The organism is Streptomyces sp. NPDC005141 (assembly GCF_053599975.1).
In genome coordinates this window covers 1-16,101 of record NZ_JBSFYW010000108.1, presented here as the reverse complement: position 1 = coordinate 16,101, position 16,101 = coordinate 1, and the positions used below count along the sequence as shown (strand labels likewise).

The window sequence follows — 16,101 nt, the reverse complement described above, 5'->3', positions numbered from 1 at the left end:
CGACACGCTGTCCACGGCCCCGATCAGGTGATCAGTCGTCGTACTCATCAGGCTCACTCCTTCGAGGAGGTCAACACCTGATTCATGACACTCCCGTCCAGTCCACCCGCCCTGGGGGAGCCCACGTCGTGTACTTCGACCACGGCCGAGGATGGCTGCGGTATGTCTTCACACCCCGCACTGCTGACCCGCAGATCGTCATCGACGAGTGCGTCTGGCAGTAGACCGGAGCACCTGGTTCAAGTTCTGTGCGCTCGCGGTTCAGGCGGTGGGTCGCCAGGCGGCTTCGGCTGACTGGACGTCGGGGTGGCAGGGGAAGACCTGGTCCAGGCCGACCATGCGGAAGATCCGGCTGACGTGGTCGGGGACCGCGGCCAGGGCGACGCCCGCGTCGGTCGCCAGGGCGTGGTTGCGGGCCGCGATCAGCACGGTGATGCCGGTGGAGTCGCAGAAGGTGAGACCGCCGAGGTCGAGGACGAGCTGCCGGCCCGGTTGCAGGCCGAGGCCGGACAGCGCGGCGCGGACCTGGTCGGCGGTGTGGAAGTCCAGTTCTCCGGCGAGTTCGATGACCACTCCTGTGGGGGTGGTGCGGCTGCGGAGGGTCAGGTGCTGTGTCACTGCCGCTCTTCACTGGGGGGCCGGGGCACGTGGATGGCCAGGACGGCGGTGTCGTCGTCCACGCCGGTGCCGAAGGTGTCGAGCAGGTCGCGGATCGCGTCGATGGTGTCCGAGGCGGTGGTGGGCGCAAGAGTGCGGGCGAAGTCGAGGAGGGCGTCGTCGCCGTAACGGTCGGCGCCGGTGCCGGCGTTGATGTGGGCCTCGGTGAGTCCGTCGGTGTGCAGCAGCAGGGTGTCGCCGGGGGCCAGGTGGACGGTGGTGGTGGCGATGTGCGCGTCGGGCAGGACGCCGATGAGCTGTCCGCCGGGTGTGTGCAGGTAGTCGGTGCTGCCGTCGGCGCGCATCAGCAGGGCGGGGGGATGGCCGCCGCTGGCCAGGGTGATGTGGAATCCGCCCCGCTCGTGGTCGGGGGTGAGCAGGCCGAAGACGACGGTGCAGAAGCGGGGGTCGGTTCCGTTGTACTCGTGGTTGAGGACCGTGTTGAGGTTGTCCAGGACGGCGGCCGGGTCGGGGTCGTAGACGGCGGCGGCGCGCAGTGTGTAGCGGGCCAGGGACGTGACGGCCGCCGCGGCGGCGCCCTTGCCGCACACGTCGCCCAGGAACAGTCCCCAGGTACCGGCGGCCAGGGGGAACAGGTCGTAGAAGTCGCCGCCGACCTGGTCGACGGAGGCGATGTGGTAGTGCGCGGAGACCTCCAGTCCGGGCACGTTCGCCAGCGCCGGCGGGAGCAGCGTCTTTTGCAGGGTGGTGGCCAGCCGCTGAAGGCGCTCGCGCTCCAGCTCGGCCTCCTTGCGGGCGCGCAGCAGCTCGATCTCGTAGGCACGGCGGTCGCGTGCGTCGAAGAGGGTGGTGCGGATCAGCAGCGGCTGCCCGTCGCTGCCCGCTTTCACCGTCGAGGTGACCAGGACCGGGATACGGGAGCCGTCCGCGGCCTTGAGTTCCAGGGCGATGCCGCTGACCTCCCCCTGCATCCGCAGCAGCGGCGCGAAGTGGGTCTCGTGGTAGATCCGGCCCCCGACGGTCAGCAGGTCGGAGAAGTGCTTGCGGCCCAGGAGGTCGTCGCGCCGGTAGCCGAGCCAGTCCAGCAGGGTGGTGTTGACTTTCGCGATCCGGCCGTCCAGCAGCGTGGACAGGTAGCCGCAGGGCGCGTGCTCGTACAGATCCTCGGCGCTGTCCTCCAGCAGCGCCGAGAATTGCGCCTGCTCATCGGCCGGCCCGTCCGGCCCGCCGTCTCTGCCCGCGCCGCCTTCGTCGGGGCCGCTGGTCTTGCACATCAACCGGCGGCCCCCGCGAACGCGGCGATCGCCGCGGCGGTCTCCTCGGGGGCGGCGAGCTGCGGGCAGTGCCCGGTGGCGTTCAGCGTGACCAGGCGGCTTCCGGGGATCTGCGCGTGGACGAACGCACCCACCTCCGGCGGGGCGATCGCATCGCTGGAGCACTGGGCCACCAGCGTGGGCACCCCCACCGCCGCGAGGTCGGCACGGTTGTCCGACAGGAACGTCACCCGCGCGAAGACCCGGGCGATGGCCGGATCGGTACGGCAGAAGCTGTTGGTCAGCTCCTCACCCAGCTCCGGCCGCTCCGGGTTGCCCATGATCACCGGCGCCATCGCGCCCGACCAGCCCAGATAGTTCGCATCCAGCGACTCGAGCAGCTCCTCGATGTCCCCGGCGCTGAACCCGCCCCGGTACCCGGTGCCCGGGTCGTCGACGAAACACGGCGAGGGCGCCAGGAGCACCAGGCCGGCGAACGCCTTGGGATCCCGGGCGGCGGCAAGCACGCCCATCATCGCGCTCACCGAATGGCCCACGAACGTCACGGGACCGAGCTCCAGCTCCCGGCACAGCTCCAGCACGTCATCCACGTACCCGTCCATAGTCGAGTACCGCTCCCGGCTCCACACGGACAGATCCGACTTCCCCGCCCCCACGTGGTCGAAGAGGACGACGGTGAAGTCGCGCTCCAGGGTCGGCACCACCAGACGCCACATGTTCTGGTCGCACCCGAAACCGTGCGCCAGCATCACCACCGGAGCACCGGCCCGCCCGGTCACCGTCACATGGTTCCTGCGCCGCACATCCATGCGATACATCCTCGCAGACCCGCCCGGCCGCGCCTGTGATCCGCTCCACGGCAGGCGCGAGGGCACACCCGGGAGCCCGCCGGCGGCAACGCGCTCGCCGGGCCGCGAAGCCCGGATGCAACCCGTAATGCCGTGTGCATCGGTAGATCCGGACCGCAGCGACAGGAGCCCGACATGCCGCCAGCAGGGGAGGCTGAGCGTGCCCCCTCTACACCGGCCGCGACAAGCGGTCCGACAGCAGGTACGACACCCACCGGTTCTTCGCCAAGTCCCCGGGCGGACCCGAGCGTATACGCGCTGCGGCTGGCCGACGCCGGCGTCCTCGCCGCGTTCCCGAGCGCGCACACACTCGAGACCCTGCTGCGGCCCCAGTACAGGAGCAGCTTCAAACTCAACCCGAACGAAGAGGAATCGATCTGCAACCCGGAAAAGCGCGTCGCCATCACGGACGTCTTCCAGGGACAGGCCCTCGCGGTCCTCTCCCCATCGGGCAAGGCGCGCGTCGTCGCGCGCGAGTACCGGATGGTGGACTGCGGGTGAGCGTGGAGACGGACTCCCGTCCGGTCCTTCCGGGCCTGCTGCCCGCGCCCGATCCGGGCGATGGCGCCTGGGCTTGCGCCCGGGACCACCGGCTGGCCGAGTTCATGGGCGCCGACCAATTCCCGGCCACACCCGTACGGGAGCGCACCATGTGCATGGAGATCGAACTCGTCGGCGGAGCCTGTGACGGCCGCCACATCATCATCTGCGGCGACCCCGCTGGCTCTGGCTCGCCCGCGTGCAGAACCTGGCCGTGGAACTCGCCTTCACCGCCCGGGAAGTCGAGCGGGCCATGCGACCCTCGACGCCTCCCGCCCCTTCGCTCTGGGGACCGAGGATGCCGTATGGACGGGCCGTTCAGCGGCCGGAGGAGAACTCGCGGTCGAGGATCGCGTGTACGACGGAGTCTCGCCACTGCCCGGCTTTCAGTACGTGCTCGCGGATGGTGCCCTCTTCCACCATGCCCGCGGCCGCCATGGTGCGCGCCGACCCCTCATTGAGCGGGGACCGGGCCCCCCAAATGCGATGTAGGTGCAACTCGTTGAAGCCGAAGCCGAGCAGCAACTGGACTGTCTCGACGCCGTAGCCGCGTCCCCACGCTTCCGGGCGCAGCGCGAAGCCCATGGTGGCTCCGCGCTGCTGGTGGGGATCGAGGGCCAGACGGCCGAACCCGATGAGCTCGGCCGTCTTCTGCTCGATGACGGCGAGGGCGTACTCCGTGCGGGGCGTCGCTGCGGCGGCTGCGACGGACCGGGCCACGATCTGCTCGACCTGCTCACGGTCGCGGGGCTCGAACGAGAGATGTTCGGTGGCTGCGGCGCTGCCGTAGATGGCGAGCACCGCCTCTGTGTCCGCGATGGCGAGTTCCCGCAGGTCGAGACGTGCGCTGGAACGAGTGGCCGGGTACATGGCCCGGGACTTTACCCGCGGGGCAGCGTTGGCCTGCTGGCCGGGAACGCCTCGATCTCCGCGCGGAGGTCGCGTGCGGCGACGGCCGTCCGGACGGGGCCAGCGCCCAGGGCGGTCCTGACGCGGTGGGCGGAGACGATGATCCCGTTGTTGCGGTGGGAGGCTTGCAGGTCCAGTACGGGGCGGATAGCGGCCGCTGCGCCGTCCACGTCGCTGCTGTAGAGCCGGACGAGCGCGAGGTCGCACTGAGAACCGGCGAGGTCACCGAACGCCCAGTCAGGGGCGTGGGGGTCGCTGAAGGCCTGGACGGCTTCCTCGGCCTGCGCAGCGAGCTGCGCGCTGCCGTGGCCTAGGAGTGCTTCGGCTTCCACCGAGTAGTAGAGCTGCTTCGCCCGGCCGTAGGTGAACAGGCCGCCGAGCTCGTCCAGGTCATCCGGTACGACGTTCTCTCTCCTGTCGCCGGCCTGCCGGTTCACGTTGCGTACGGTCTCCTCGTCGCCGAGCACTGCGGCGGCGCGCGCCTGGAGGCCGAGGAGCCATAGGCCCACGGTTCCGCGGAGGTTGACGGCGGTCTCGGCGCCCTGCCGGGCGTAGTGGTATGCGTCTGCGGGCCGCTCCGCCCAGTAGGCGATGAGAGACTTTAGGCCGTCGGTGAGGGCGATGAGCCCCGGGTGTTCGGCGTCCCTGGCGCAGGCCGCCGCGACCCGCGTCATCGTCATGGCCTCGTGGGGGACCTGCATGTCGTTGAAGCCCTTGGCGACCAGGAAACTCAGGACGGCGCCCGCCACGTTCAGGTCCCGCAACTGCGACGGCCGGACCCTGCCGCCTTCCAGGAGCCGGAAGACCTGATCCTGGGTTTCCAACAGGTCTGGCCACACCGCCGACAGGGGCACACGGGGGTACTCGGCGACCAGGCGCCGCACCTCGTCGTCGAGCACTCCGAGCGTGTCGTCACCCACCCGATCGCGGTCTGCCCCGAGGAGGAAGTCCTTCGCACGTCGCACTGCCATCGCGCCCGTCCTTTTCATCTCGTCAAGGTCCACGCCGAAGTCGGCGTGGTGTGCAGTCGGTGACGTGCCTGCTCGCGGGGCGAAGTGCGGCGTGGTGCCCTCCGGGACTTCCGACCACAGCTGCTCGATGCTGTAGCCCAGCATCTCGGCGATGGCCGGTCGGAACGCCCGCTGTGGCTTTCGCCCGTCGTAGAACCATCCTTCGACGGTCTTCGGGGCGGGATCCACGTCTCTCAGCCCGAGCCGTTCGGCTGCCTTTCGGTACTCCGGGAGGAAGTCGTCAGGAGTGCGTATGCCGCGTAATTCGAGGGTGCTTCGGAAGAACAACACGGCTTCCTCCCCGATCATCCGACTGGCACGTCACTGATCCGACGGTAGAACGCTGTCTCAATCAAGGTGCCCCATACAGACGGTACTTAGCAGTTCCGAGGGAAGTCCGAGGAACGTCCGAGGAGATGCGTCAACCTCTCTCCCCAAAGCCGAGGTCGGTATGGGGGTGGATCCGTCTGCGCACGGTTGCAACGCTCGTCCCAGCCCTCGCAGAGAGTGCCTGCCCGAGCACAATCGTGAACCTGGGAGTCCCCCGTGAACCCGCCGAAGCAGCGCCCAGCCACCCCCGGAACAGGGGCCGCGCCCCCGCATGCGAGCACGGCGGCGCTGCTGCCGCTCACGGAAGACAGTCCCCGCTTCCACCAGGTGTGGCCGCTCCCCGCCAGCGCTCTTGCAGGGCCGGGCGCCCGGATCCGCATGCGCTCCTGGCTCACGATGTCGGACTGGAACGGCAACATCGACCAGGCCACGCGCGTCGCCGACAAGCTCGTCGACAACGCCGTCAAGCACGGCAATCCGCTGCCCGGGGACATCGTGTTCCTGCGGGTGTTCGGCCTCCCCAAGACCGACGAGCTGGTTATCGAGGTCGAGGACGCGCTCCCGGACTTCCCCGGGTTCGAGCAGGCCGCCCACCAGAGCGGCGAAGTCCACGGAACACCGACGGGGCTGTGGTGGGTGCACCACTACCGCGGCCGCCTGTTCTGGGACGTGCACAGGGACGATGGCGGCTTGGTCGTCGGCAAGAAGGTGCAGGCCATCATCCCCGCGACCTGGGACGGTTCCGAGTGACGCGCACATCCTTGCCCCAGCGCCCGGTGACGCGGCACGGGAACCCGCCGGCCGCGAGCATCGACTTCTCGGTGCGCGCCGACGGAGACATTGCGGCCGAGGACGTCGCGACGGACATGGGCGACCTGGCCGCACGCGTGCGGAATCTGCTGGATCTCCAACGGGGAGCGCCGACCCGATTACCGTTGGGCGGCCGGTTCTTCGACATCGTCGTCACTGGCTCCGGCCCCGCGGCCTACGCCGTTGTGGACCTCATGGACCAGGTGCAGCACGTGCCCGGCCAGCGCGCCGACGCCCCTGCCTGCGGCCCAGTCATTGAGGACCCCGGGCGGAACTGGCTGATCTGGCTCGTGCCCCCAGGCACGCACGCGGTCTGGGAGCCGCTCCGGCACGGCACCTGTCTGGGTGCCCCGTACGAACTCGCTCTCCCCCCGATCACCCAGACGGAGCCCCCGGGCCCGTACTGGCTGCGCCCGTGCCGCGGCGACCGTCTCGTGCCGCACTGGCCCCTCGCCGACTTCCTCCACCGGTTCCAGCCCGGCCCGATCCCGCATGAGGAACTCTTCGGGATGTTCCTCGGCACCATCTCCTGATCTCCGCGTGCGGCGGCGGCGTACGCCCCGAACCCACCGCCGCACGCGGTTCCACTCCCTGCTGCCGGGCCCCTGACCTGGCAACCGGCGGTAGGGGCACAACCGTGGGGGGAAACGACGTGAGCACACCCAGCGGACACCCGGCGCTTTTCGCCACTGCCCGGCCGGAGGACGCGCGCCTGGAGTCCCTGCGCAGCCGCTACGAGGCAGACACCATCGCGGGGGCCCGCCGCGCGCACCGCACGGTACGCGTCGCCCCCTACGTGCTGGCTGCGCCGGGCACCGAGCTGGGGGCGGACCTGGAGCTGATCGAGGCGCACGTGCACGGCAAGGGCTGGCACGTCACCCGGTCCTCGTTCGGCGACGCCGGCCAGGCCCCCGCGATCGGACAGCGATCCGGGTTTGCCGAGGCGTTCGTGTACGCAGCTCAGGGGTTCGCGCACGGCATCGTCGCCATCGGGCGGGCCGCCATCACCACGGACAACGAGGCGTACGCGGACGTCCTCGAACAGCTTCACCGCCGCGGCGTGTTCCTGGCCTATCTCCCCACCACGGAGGCCCCCGGCCCTCTGTGAGGCCAGCCCCAAAGCGCCCGCCTCGGGTGGGCGCACAACGGCCCGGAGACCGACTCTCCGAACAGTCGCAGAGGGCAGCCACGGGCAGCGCCTGCCCACCCCAGTCCGTCAGCTCCATGAACCCACCGGCCTGCCCAAAGGAGGAAAGACGACGTGCATGAACAGTGCGTGCTGAGCTTTCGGAAGGTCCACGGAGCCGGGAACGACTTCGTTCTCGTCGCCGGTAGCGCCGCAGACCTGGACAAGGACTGGTCCGACACGGCCAGACATCTGTGTGCCCGGCGTACCGGCATCGGCGCCGACGGACTGGTCATCAGTGCCCCGCTCACCGCGAACCCTGGTCTGCAAGGGGTCGCCTGTTTCAACGCCGACGGCTCCGTCGCCACCATGTGCGGCAACGCCCTGCGGTGCGCCGCCTGGTGCACGGCCAAGGACTCCGGCGCCGCGGTGAAGGACATGCGCCTGGTCATGGCCGGCGTAGTCCACCAAGCACTGGTGCGGGATGACGGGGTGTGGGTGACAGCCGAAGTCGGCGCCGTCGAACCCCGCCGCGTCCAGGTCGTACTGGACGGACGCCCCATCTGGTTCGACTCCGTACACACCGGCACCGAGCACGTGGTCGCAGTCGTGCCGGACGTGGATGACGTCGACGCCGTGGTCTACGGCCGACTGGTCCGCAACCATCCCGCCCTCGCGCCGCTGGGAACGAACGTCAACTTCGTCCAGGCCGCAGGCTCCCAGGAACTGAAGATCCGCACCTACGAGCGGGGGGTGGAGGCCGAGACGCTGTCGTGCGGCAGCGGAGCCGTCGCCGCCGTCGTGATCGCCGCAATGCGCGGGCTCGTCGCGGACAAGCAGGTCACCGTCCACAACCGTTCCGGAACACCCCTGATGGTGCGCCCACACGCCCAACGCCGCGGCAAAGCCTTCTGGATCGGCGGCCCGGTCACCCAGACCTACCAAGGAGAACTCGCATGACCGCACTCATCGGCCCCCTCGACGCCGCGGCGATCCACCGCGAGGCCCAGATGCTGCGTACCTGGCAGCACGACCGTCCGGAACCACTGAATGTGGCGTTGATCTACGGCGGGTTATCCGCCGAGGACCGGCTCTACATCTCCGAGAGCCCCACCGAGCAGATGTCGGTCACCGCCCTGTCGGAGGCCCTCATCGAGATCGGCGCCACCTTCAAGATCCTCGACCCGTGCGATCCCGGATTCATCCGCGACCTCCTCACCTTCGACCTGGCCCTGTCGAACCTGCACGGCCCCTACGGAGAGGACGGCCGCCTCCAGGGACTGCTGGACTACCTGCGCATGCCGTTCTGCGGCAGCGGGGTCGCAGCCTCGGCCGTCGCCGCCGACAAGATCCTGTGCAAGCGGGCCATGGAGAGCCTGAACGTCCCCACCCCTGCCTCGCAGCCATGGAAGCCGGGTGCGCCGGCCCGGTGGGAGGGCCGACCAGTCATGGTCAAACCGGCGCTCGGCGGCTCCAGCGTCGGCATGAGCCTGGTCCGCGACGAAACCGAGCTCGTCCCCGCTCTCGAACGCGCCTGGGAAACGGATCCCTCCCCGGTCCTGATCGAGGAATACGTCACCGGCGTGCCCGTCACGGTCGGCCTGCTCCAACTGCCCGGCGGGGTACTGGTGTTCCCGCCGCTGGCCACCAAGGTCCACGACGGCGAGTTCTACGACGCCGCATCCAAGCTCGACGCCACCGGCCAGGGAACCGTGTCCGTCGCCCTGGCCGACTTCCCCGCGCAAGTGATGGACGCGCTGATCGGCCACGCGCGGACCCTGTGGGAGGGGCTGGGCTGCCGCAGCGCGGCCCGCGTCGACTTCATGGTCACCAGCGACAGGACCGTGACCGCGCTGGAGGTGAACACGACTCCGGGCATGTCGCGGGAATCGAACTTCGCCACCGGGGCCGCCCTGTGCGCACTGAGCCACACCGACGTCGTGCGCGCCTTTCTCCACGAAGCGCTCACCCGCCCCCCATACGATGGACCTCTGCCCATTCCCGTACTGACCGCGTCAACGAGCGTGCGGGAGACCGCTGCCTGACGCGACATCAGGAGTCCGCTGCTGTGCCCCACGCCCACGATGTGCCCATGGTCCGCCAGCTCGTCGATCCCACCGAATGGGACCTCCACGGAGGATGGGCACTGGGGGACCGGATGGAGTGGTCCAACCGGGCGTGCGGCATGGCAGACCTGCGGATGATCCTGCTCGCCTACGGGCTCCAAGCCTCCTCGGTGACCGAGCTGCTGAAGCTCGGCGTCAAGCACGAGATCCTGACGGAGAAGGGCTGGCTCCACGCCGGCATCGCCGACCTGGCCACCGGCTTCGGGATTCCCGGCCGCGCAGAGCCCATTGAGGCTGGGGACCTGACCAGCGCTCTCACCCACGCACCCGCGATCATCTCGGTCACCGAGCAGTTCCCCGACGATGGCCGCAAGGGCGGCCACCTCGTCATCGCCCGCGGCTACACGGACGGCCAGGACCCGGACATCCTCATCCGTGACCCCTCCGCCTGGGGACAGACCCACGACCGGGTGCCCCTCAGCCGCCTGGCCGCCTCCTACACCGGACGCGCCATCACCTTCGCTCCCCTCACCGCCGGAAGGACCGCCCAGTGATCACGCTGACGCTCACCGAGATCGCCAACGCCACCGGCGGCACCCTCCACGACGCCCCGGACCCGCAGATGCGCATCACCGGCCGCAGCGCCAGTGACTCCCGCGAAGTCGGCCCCGGCGGCATGTTCGTCGCGGTCGCCGGCGCCCGCGTGGACGGCCACGACTTCGTCGACCAGGCGGTCGCCACCGGCGCCTCCTGCATCCTGGCTACCCGCCCGGTCGGCGTCCCCGCCGTCGTCGTCCCCGACGTCACCACCGCCCTCGGCCGCCTCGCCCAGCACGTCCTGACCCGCACCGGCACGCAGATCATCGCGCTGACCGGCTCGGCCGGGAAGACGAGCACCAAGGACCTCCTGGCCCAGGTCCTCAGCCGCCATGGCGAAACCGTCGCCACACCCGGCTCGTTCAACACCGAGATCGGCCTGCCGCTGACCGTGCTGCGCGCCGACGAATCCACCCGCTACCTGGTTCTGGAGATGGGCGCCCGCCACCGGGGCGACATCGCGTATCTGGCGTCACTGACCCCACCGCAGATCGGCGTCGTCCTCAACGTCGGCTCCGCCCACGTCGGAGAGTTCGGCAGCCGGGAAGCCATCGCGACAGCCAAAGCAGAGCTGGTCGAGGCACTGCCTGCGGCCGACGAGGGCGGTGTCGCGGTCCTCAACGCCGACGACAAGCTCGTGGCCGCCATGGCCACCCGAACGACAGCCACTGTGCTGATGTACGGAACCGGCGAGGGCGCCGACATCCGCGCCACCGACATCGAGGTGACCGCGGGCCGCGCGTCGTTCGTCCTGCACACCCCGGATGGACAGGCTCCCGTTCAGTTGCGCCTGCTCGGCACCCACCAGGTCCACAACGCACTCGCGGTCGCCGCAGCTGTCCACGCCCTCGGTATGGACACCGACCACATTGCCGCAGCCCTGTCCGCCGCCGAACCGGTATCGGCGGGCCGACTCCAGGTCCTCGAACGCGCCGACGGCGTCACCATCATCAACGACGCCTTCAACGCCAACCCCGAGTCCATGCGCGCCGGACTCGAAGCCCTCACCTCCCTCGCCCAGGACCGCCGGACAGTCGCCGTACTGGGCGAAATGAAAGAACTCGGCGACACCGCCAAGACCGCCCACGCCGACGTCGGCCGGCTCGTCGGAGACCTGGGTATCGACGTCCTGGTCACCGTCGGCACCACCGACGAAATGACCGCACTCGCCGCCGCCGCCCGCCCGACCTCACCGCTGCGCATCGAATCGGCCGACGACCCGGACGTACTGCTGCCCCTCCTGAACCGCCTGCTCACCAGCGGGGACATCGTCCTGGTGAAGGCGTCCAAATCCGTCGGCCTGGAGAAGTTCGCGAACATCCTGCACGCCGAAGGACCGGCATAGAGCGTCGGCTGACCGCCCTCACGGCCGGGCCGTACGCCCGCCTCGCACGGGTGGGCGTTGCGGCATGTCGCCCTGATGGGTCTCGTCGACACCACAGACCGGCTCGACGCTGCTCGCGCGCGCCATCCGCAGGCCGGGCTGAGGCCACCAGTACAGACGGGTCGTCGTCACTGTGGTGTCCCCGCGCAGGTCCACCTCGACCTGGTAGTACACCGACCCGTCCGCCCAGATCTGCCGCGCGCAGATCTGGGCATACCTCCAGCCCGCCGAGGACCGCACCCAGAGCGCGGGCAGATCGGTGTTGGGCCATGTTGCTACCTGCGGGCGGGCTCCGTCCTGCTCGCGGCGCCACGGCCGCGCCTCCTCGGCTACGGGCCCGGCGTCCATGACGCTCACGACACCTTGCCGAGCGTCGCGGCAGGCCCAATGGCGCCGAAGCCGTACTTCCTGCGGACCCGGTCCATGACGCTCTCGGCTCGCAGCCGGTTCTCCCGCTCCTCGTCCAGGCCGATCTGCTCGGCGACCTGACCGGCAGGAACCAGGTCCTCGCCACGCAAAGTGATCGACACCAGTCGCGCACGCTGTAGGCCTGCGGCGTCCATGGCCCGATACGCCAGCGTGCGCAGGTCCTCATCGTGCGCGGAGGCCTCGGGCAGCCGCCGGGTGGTCTCCCACCGGGTCCCGCCCGCGAAGCCGAGGGTCAGCGTCAGTGCCCGGGCCACCTGGTCGCGCGAGCGCAGCAGCGCGCCGAGTCGCACCACCAGATCCAGGAGAGTGGCCCGCACCGGAGCGCCGTCCAGCTCGTGGCGGTCGTTGAAGGCGTGGCGCACGCTAGCCGACGCCGGCAGCTCTCGCCACGACCGGACGCGGGTCGATGCCGCGCGCCCGCTCGGCCGCCTGCCGTCCAAGGCGGCCGCCGAGGAGGCGCTGGACGGTCGCGGGCGGGATCGTGGCCAGCAGTCCCACGCAGTGCACACCGAAGTCGCGCAGGATCTGCCCCTGCCGCGGACCGATGCCGGCTGTACGGGAGGCTGCTGGTGCACGGGACAGTCCCGAGGTCTGCCTCTGCGCTGCAGCGGCTGCGCCGGAGGTCCTCCCGGAGGACGGAGGACCAGCCGGACCGCGGCCAAACCATGCGTACTCGCACTCGCGGCCGTGCCGCGGCGCCCCGGCCCGATTGGGTGCCTTCGTCGTCCCGCCCGGCATCGTGACGGTCGATCCGTGGTTGTGCCTCTGCCTCAAGGGCACTCGGTCGATGGAACTGCCCGGAGGTGCTGAGATGAGTGCCGGAGAGAAAGCCAAGGCAAAGGCCGAACAGGTTGCCGGAAAGGTCGTGCGAAAGGCAGCCCACGCGGTGCACAAGGACACCCTCGCAGCAAAGGGTGCCGCCCTCGAAGCGCGAGGCAAGATGAGGGGCACGAAAGAGAAGACCAAGGACTCCTTCAAGCACTGAGAACGTCGTGCCGGGAAGTCACCCGTGATCACGGGCGTACTGCTGACCCCGCTGCCAGGGCGCAGCGGAGGCGGTCTCGCGTGTCGGGGGGAGCCTGTGCGCGATGTCCTGTGCAACGACGTCCGCCCCCGCCGGGCACGACGCGCACGTCACCCTCCGCGTGCCGTGTACCGGTGCCTGGAGTGGGGCGGGTGCGAAGCAGCTCATGCGCCGCTGTGCGAGGGCCGCCGATACCGCGCGAGCTGCCGGTCCAGTTCGGTGCGGACATCGCTGCACAGTTGCCCGGTACGGGCCCAGTCGACGAGCAGTTCTCCGGCATGGCGGAGCCTGATGCGCGTGTGCTGCGACAGTTCCCGAAGGACCTGCTCTCCCTGCCCGGGCGTCAGCTGGACCCAGGGCGAGCACGACCCCGACGGCCTGGTCCACCACGGCGTTCAGCACAGCGTTTGGTGAAACTGGGCATTCTCATCCCGCGGCTCCTCCACGCGCTCTTCGGGGCACCGACGAAATGCGGCTCGTGAGGTGACGGAACGCCCGCGTGGGCTCAGCGGGGCCGGGCGGTTGTCATCGGGCCGGTGATGCTCGTGCTGCAGCGGGCTCCCCAGGTGGCAACGCGGCATCTGTCGGGGGATCTCGGGCTGCTAGTTGGGTGAACTCGTGTGGCTTGAAGCAATGGTTGGCGCTTTGCAGCCCATACCGTCGCCGCTGTGGCCCAGCGATGGCCTGGTATTTCCATGCAGCGGTCAGGCCTGAACTGCCTCACCTGGCCACTTGCTTGTATACCGGCTGCGTCCCTGTGTGGACCACGCACCGTCGAATAGGAGATGTGGGTCACATCGGGGCGTCGGTGTCACACTCCCGGGGCTCGCCTGCGTCTCAGGGAGAAACCGTAGGGACCGCGGCAGGAGGTGCTCATGAGCTCTGACACCCGACCAGGCGCACTGTGGAAGTCCCGGCCAGGCGGCGGCATAGATGGCGAGACGCTCCCTGGCGTCCTGGTCAACGGCAGCCTCGCCGTTCGGGGCCGCAGCCGCACGGACAGCACCTTCGCACCATCGCAGTTCCGGTGACGCCGGACGCGTGCGGAGCCGAGCCTCGGGTCACGCAGGGACGCGTACCTCGAGTTCGACGGCAGCCTGAGCGGCTAGGGGTTTGATCGACATGGATGAAATTCGCACTCACACAGGAGTCAGGATGAAGATCTCTCGGCTGGCCACAGCAACCGTTGCAGCCGGTGTCGTTGCCATCATCGCTGCTGCGCCAGCAGTCGCCGCGGTCAACCAGTACCAGGACCGCATCGCGGCGGTCACTCCGGCGAACTGGCACAGCGACGGCGTGCCGGCGGTCACTCCGGCGAACTGGCACAGCGACGGCGTGCCGGCGGTCACTCCGGCGAACTGGCACAGCGACGGCGTGCCGGCGGTCACCCCGGCCAACTGGATAGCGAACGTCTGAAACCGGCGCTGAAGGCGTTCCGTACAGCCGTCCTGGTCACCGTCTTGCTCCCCTCGGCAAGGCGGTGTCAGATCGGCTGCAGACGCGCCGTCGGTGTCCCAGCGAGGCCAGTTCGCTGGGAATCTCTACGGCCTCAAGCGGGACCTACGCATGTCGTGAGCCACATTCCAGCAGGTCAGCGAATTCCGTCGGTTCGTCTCTCCGGCCGCCCCACCACGCGTTCCTCCACCGACTCCTCTGACACCAGTCAGGGCGCCGGCATGGACAGCCACCCTGCGCCTGCACACCGATGGCGGACGCAAGGAGCTCCCGCACCCGGCACTCTTCCTGACCGCGCAGTTCAACGGCCTCCCGAAGGCGCCGGCATCCCTTGCCGGGAATGCCGCTCACGCACCGCCGACACAGAGATCCGGCGGCGCTTCCCACCCGGCGGGGGTGGGGGAGCGCCGCCGGTTGCATGCGTGCGGGGGGTCAGTTGGTGGTGAGCATGCCTTCGCGCAGCTTGGCCAGGGTGCGGTTGAGGAGGCGGGAGACGTGCATCTGGGAGACGCCGAGGTGTTCGCCGATCTGGGCCTGGGTGAGCTCGTCGACGAAGCGCATGTGGATGATGCGCCGTTCGCGGTCGTCGAGTTCGGCGATCAGCGGGGCGAGGGCGTTGAAGTCCTCGACGAGTTCGAGGGCGTTGTCGTCGGTTCCGATGAAGTCGGCCAGCGCGGCTTCGCCGTCGTCGCTGGAGCCGATGGTGGCGTCGAGGGAAGCGGACGTGTAGCCGTTGGAGGCCAGGCGTGCTTCGTTGACCTCTTCCTCGCTGAGGGACATCAGCTGGGAGAGTTCCTTGACGGTGGGCATGCGGCCGAGCCGGCTGCGGAGTTCCTCGGTGGCCTTGGCGAGGTGGATGCGGGCTTCCTGCAGGCGGCGGGGGACGTGGACGGCCCACGAGGTGTCGCGGAAGAAGCGCTTGATCTCGCCGACGATGTAGGGGACGGCGAAGGAGGTGAACTCGACTTCGCGGGTGAGTTCGAAGCGGTCGATGGCCTTGATGAGGCCGATCGTGCCGACCTGGACGATGTCCTCCATCTCGTCCTGGCTGCGGCTGCGGAATCGCGCGGCGGCGAAGCGGACGAGGGTGAGGTTCATCTCGATGAGGGTGTTGCGCGCGTACTGGTACTCGGGTGTGCCCTCTTCGAGGACGGCGAGCTGGTCGAAGAACAGCTTGGACAACTGCCGGGCGTCCTTGGGGGCGACCTGCGAGGGATCGGCTATCTCCGGCAGGACCACGGTCCGTGCCCCCGCAGTCTCGGTCAGTGTCATGTCAGGCCCCTCCCACGTGATCCAGCCTCTGTGCCGCCCGCTGCGGGCCGGCAACAGACGCGGTACCCGCAGTTGGGCAATGTATACCGGGCAATGCGGGACCCGGCCCGGCAGCCTGTCGTGACCGGTGCGGGGGGTGCCCCTGGTCAAGCTGGGCGGTGCTGGTTCGGGCCACGGCGGGGCGCAGATGACGGCAGGTCAGGTGCGGGTCGGCGGTGAGGAGCCGTGGCCGACACCACGGACCGCCCCCGGCCCGGGACCGCCCGCGCCGACCTCAGCGGGCGGCCTGCCCGCGGCGGCCCGTTCCGGGGGCCGGCACGGGCTGCCCGCGACGAAGGCCACGGACAGCACGATGGCCAGTGCCGAGAGCAGCAGCCGGCCCTTGTGCGCGAGAAAGCTTCGCAGTGTC

General features: G+C 69.7%; 21 protein-coding genes. 11 read left to right on the top strand and 10 right to left on the bottom strand.

Annotated elements, in window-relative coordinates; translation table 11 throughout:
* Window positions 1-261: 261 nt before the first annotated feature.
* The 3 genes from ACWD68_RS40360 to ACWD68_RS40350 are packed head-to-tail and all read right to left on the bottom strand — an operon-like array spanning window position 262 to window position 2,701.
* Window positions 262-618, bottom strand: coding sequence for an STAS domain-containing protein (locus ACWD68_RS40360; RefSeq protein ID WP_451811451.1), 357 nt, complete (start codon window positions 616-618; stop codon window positions 262-264).
* Complete coding sequence (locus tag ACWD68_RS40355; protein WP_451811450.1) at window positions 615-1,892, bottom strand: PP2C family protein-serine/threonine phosphatase; 1,278 nt, start codon at window positions 1,890-1,892, stop codon at window positions 615-617. Before ACWD68_RS40355 ends, ACWD68_RS40360 begins: the two co-directional genes overlap by 4 nt.
* The gene (locus tag ACWD68_RS40350; protein WP_451811449.1) at window positions 1,892-2,701 is read right to left on the bottom strand and encodes an alpha/beta fold hydrolase; all 810 of its coding nucleotides are present in this window, start codon (window positions 2,699-2,701) and stop codon (window positions 1,892-1,894) included. The genes ACWD68_RS40355 and ACWD68_RS40350 overlap by 1 nt, the downstream gene beginning before the upstream one ends.
* Before the next feature lie 174 nt (window positions 2,702-2,875).
* On the opposite strand from ACWD68_RS40350, the gene ACWD68_RS40345 reads away from it, so the two are divergent.
* The gene (locus ACWD68_RS40345; RefSeq protein ID WP_451811448.1) at window positions 2,876-3,241 is read left to right on the top strand and encodes a hypothetical protein; all 366 of its coding nucleotides are present in this window, start codon (window positions 2,876-2,878) and stop codon (window positions 3,239-3,241) included.
* Window positions 3,242-3,598: 357 nt separating this feature from the next.
* On the opposite strand, the gene ACWD68_RS40340 is transcribed toward ACWD68_RS40345, so the two are convergent.
* Together ACWD68_RS40340 and ACWD68_RS40335 are read right to left on the bottom strand one after the other, a co-directional pair.
* Complete coding sequence (locus tag ACWD68_RS40340; protein ID WP_451811447.1) at window positions 3,599-4,150, bottom strand: GNAT family N-acetyltransferase; 552 nt, start codon at window positions 4,148-4,150, stop codon at window positions 3,599-3,601.
* Between the two features lie 11 nt (window positions 4,151-4,161).
* Entirely contained in the window at window positions 4,162-5,490 is a 1,329-nt protein-coding gene (locus ACWD68_RS40335) for a hypothetical protein (protein ID WP_451811446.1), read from the bottom strand.
* Between the two features lie 255 nt (window positions 5,491-5,745).
* Here ACWD68_RS40335 and ACWD68_RS40330 point away from each other — a divergent pair, with 255 nt between their 5' ends.
* From ACWD68_RS40330 to ACWD68_RS40300, 7 genes are all read left to right on the top strand, one after another.
* A complete protein-coding gene (locus tag ACWD68_RS40330; RefSeq protein WP_451811445.1) occupies window positions 5,746-6,279 on the top strand; it encodes a hypothetical protein in 534 nt (177 codons plus the stop codon).
* The gene (locus ACWD68_RS40325) at window positions 6,276-6,872 is read left to right on the top strand and encodes a hypothetical protein (protein WP_451811444.1); all 597 of its coding nucleotides are present in this window, start codon (window positions 6,276-6,278) and stop codon (window positions 6,870-6,872) included. The genes ACWD68_RS40330 and ACWD68_RS40325 overlap by 4 nt, the downstream gene beginning before the upstream one ends.
* 119 nt (window positions 6,873-6,991) lie before the next feature.
* Window positions 6,992-7,447, top strand: coding sequence for a hypothetical protein (locus ACWD68_RS40320; RefSeq protein ID WP_451811443.1), 456 nt, complete (start codon window positions 6,992-6,994; stop codon window positions 7,445-7,447).
* A gap of 168 nt (window positions 7,448-7,615) precedes the next feature.
* Window positions 7,616-8,425: a diaminopimelate epimerase gene (gene dapF / locus ACWD68_RS40315; RefSeq protein ID WP_451811442.1), complete on the top strand. Its 810-nt coding sequence runs from the start codon at window positions 7,616-7,618 to the stop codon at window positions 8,423-8,425.
* Entirely contained in the window at window positions 8,422-9,510 is a 1,089-nt protein-coding gene (locus tag ACWD68_RS40310; protein WP_451811441.1) for a D-alanine--D-alanine ligase family protein, read from the top strand. The genes dapF and ACWD68_RS40310 overlap by 4 nt, the downstream gene beginning before the upstream one ends.
* A gap of 47 nt (window positions 9,511-9,557) precedes the next feature.
* Window positions 9,558-10,085: a cysteine peptidase family C39 domain-containing protein gene (locus tag ACWD68_RS40305; protein WP_451811440.1), complete on the top strand. Its 528-nt coding sequence runs from the start codon at window positions 9,558-9,560 to the stop codon at window positions 10,083-10,085.
* Window positions 10,082-11,473 carry a UDP-N-acetylmuramoyl-tripeptide--D-alanyl-D-alanine ligase gene (locus ACWD68_RS40300; RefSeq protein ID WP_451811439.1) on the top strand — a complete coding sequence of 464 codons (1,392 nt, stop codon included), beginning with the start codon at window positions 10,082-10,084 and terminating at the stop codon, window positions 11,471-11,473. The genes ACWD68_RS40305 and ACWD68_RS40300 overlap by 4 nt, the downstream gene beginning before the upstream one ends.
* 18 nt (window positions 11,474-11,491) lie before the next feature.
* Here ACWD68_RS40300 and ACWD68_RS40295 read toward each other — a convergent pair whose 3' ends face one another.
* Genes ACWD68_RS40295 through ACWD68_RS40285 form a run of 3 tightly spaced genes read right to left on the bottom strand, consistent with a single transcriptional unit; the run spans window position 11,492 to window position 12,439 of the window.
* On the bottom strand, window positions 11,492-11,869 hold the full coding sequence (locus ACWD68_RS40295; RefSeq protein WP_451811438.1) for a hypothetical protein: 378 nt from the start codon (window positions 11,867-11,869) through the stop codon (window positions 11,492-11,494).
* The gene (locus ACWD68_RS40290) at window positions 11,866-12,303 is read right to left on the bottom strand and encodes a DinB/UmuC family translesion DNA polymerase (protein WP_451811437.1); all 438 of its coding nucleotides are present in this window, start codon (window positions 12,301-12,303) and stop codon (window positions 11,866-11,868) included. The genes ACWD68_RS40295 and ACWD68_RS40290 overlap by 4 nt, the downstream gene beginning before the upstream one ends.
* Window position 12,304: 1 nt before the next feature.
* Window positions 12,305-12,439, bottom strand: a complete 135-nt coding sequence (locus ACWD68_RS40285) for a hypothetical protein (RefSeq protein WP_451811436.1) — start codon at window positions 12,437-12,439, stop codon at window positions 12,305-12,307.
* Window positions 12,440-12,752: 313 nt separating this feature from the next.
* On the opposite strand from ACWD68_RS40285, the gene ACWD68_RS40280 reads away from it, so the two are divergent.
* From ACWD68_RS40280 to ACWD68_RS40270, 3 genes are all read left to right on the top strand, one after another.
* Complete coding sequence (locus ACWD68_RS40280; protein ID WP_451811435.1) at window positions 12,753-12,926, top strand: hypothetical protein; 174 nt, start codon at window positions 12,753-12,755, stop codon at window positions 12,924-12,926.
* Window positions 12,927-13,840: 914 nt separating this feature from the next.
* Window positions 13,841-13,996, top strand: a complete 156-nt coding sequence (locus ACWD68_RS40275; protein WP_451811434.1) for a hypothetical protein — start codon at window positions 13,841-13,843, stop codon at window positions 13,994-13,996.
* 91 nt (window positions 13,997-14,087) lie between these two features.
* A complete protein-coding gene (locus tag ACWD68_RS40270) occupies window positions 14,088-14,381 on the top strand; it encodes a hypothetical protein (protein WP_451811433.1) in 294 nt (97 codons plus the stop codon).
* Between the two features lie 471 nt (window positions 14,382-14,852).
* Here ACWD68_RS40270 and ACWD68_RS40265 read toward each other — a convergent pair whose 3' ends face one another.
* Together ACWD68_RS40265 and ACWD68_RS40260 are read right to left on the bottom strand one after the other, a co-directional pair.
* Complete coding sequence (locus tag ACWD68_RS40265) at window positions 14,853-15,692, bottom strand: RNA polymerase sigma factor SigF (RefSeq protein ID WP_451811432.1); 840 nt, start codon at window positions 15,690-15,692, stop codon at window positions 14,853-14,855.
* A 198-nt stretch (window positions 15,693-15,890) separates the two neighbouring features.
* Window positions 15,891-16,101 (bottom strand): hypothetical protein (locus ACWD68_RS40260; protein WP_451811452.1); only part of this gene is annotated, 211 nt, incomplete at its 5' end.

Coding starts and splice junctions, on each gene's coding strand:
- ACWD68_RS40345 (WP_451811448.1), top strand. CDS start 2,876: ATGCCGCCAGCAGGGGAGGCTGAGCGTGCCCCCTCTACACCGGCCGCG.
- ACWD68_RS40280 (WP_451811435.1), top strand. CDS start 12,753: ATGAGTGCCGGAGAGAAAGCCAAGGCAAAGGCCGAACAGGTTGCCGGA.
- ACWD68_RS40275 (WP_451811434.1), top strand. CDS start 13,841: ATGAGCTCTGACACCCGACCAGGCGCACTGTGGAAGTCCCGGCCAGGC.
- ACWD68_RS40270 (WP_451811433.1), top strand. CDS start 14,088: ATGGATGAAATTCGCACTCACACAGGAGTCAGGATGAAGATCTCTCGG.
- ACWD68_RS40355 (WP_451811450.1), bottom strand. CDS start 1,892: ATGTGCAAGACCAGCGGCCCCGACGAAGGCGGCGCGGGCAGAGACGGC.
- ACWD68_RS40265 (WP_451811432.1), bottom strand. CDS start 15,692: ATGACACTGACCGAGACTGCGGGGGCACGGACCGTGGTCCTGCCGGAG.
- ACWD68_RS40340 (WP_451811447.1), bottom strand. CDS start 4,150: ATGTACCCGGCCACTCGTTCCAGCGCACGTCTCGACCTGCGGGAACTC.
- ACWD68_RS40310 (WP_451811441.1), top strand. CDS start 8,422: ATGACCGCACTCATCGGCCCCCTCGACGCCGCGGCGATCCACCGCGAG.
- ACWD68_RS40305 (WP_451811440.1), top strand. CDS start 9,558: ATGGTCCGCCAGCTCGTCGATCCCACCGAATGGGACCTCCACGGAGGA.
- ACWD68_RS40350 (WP_451811449.1), bottom strand. CDS start 2,701: ATGGATGTGCGGCGCAGGAACCATGTGACGGTGACCGGGCGGGCCGGT.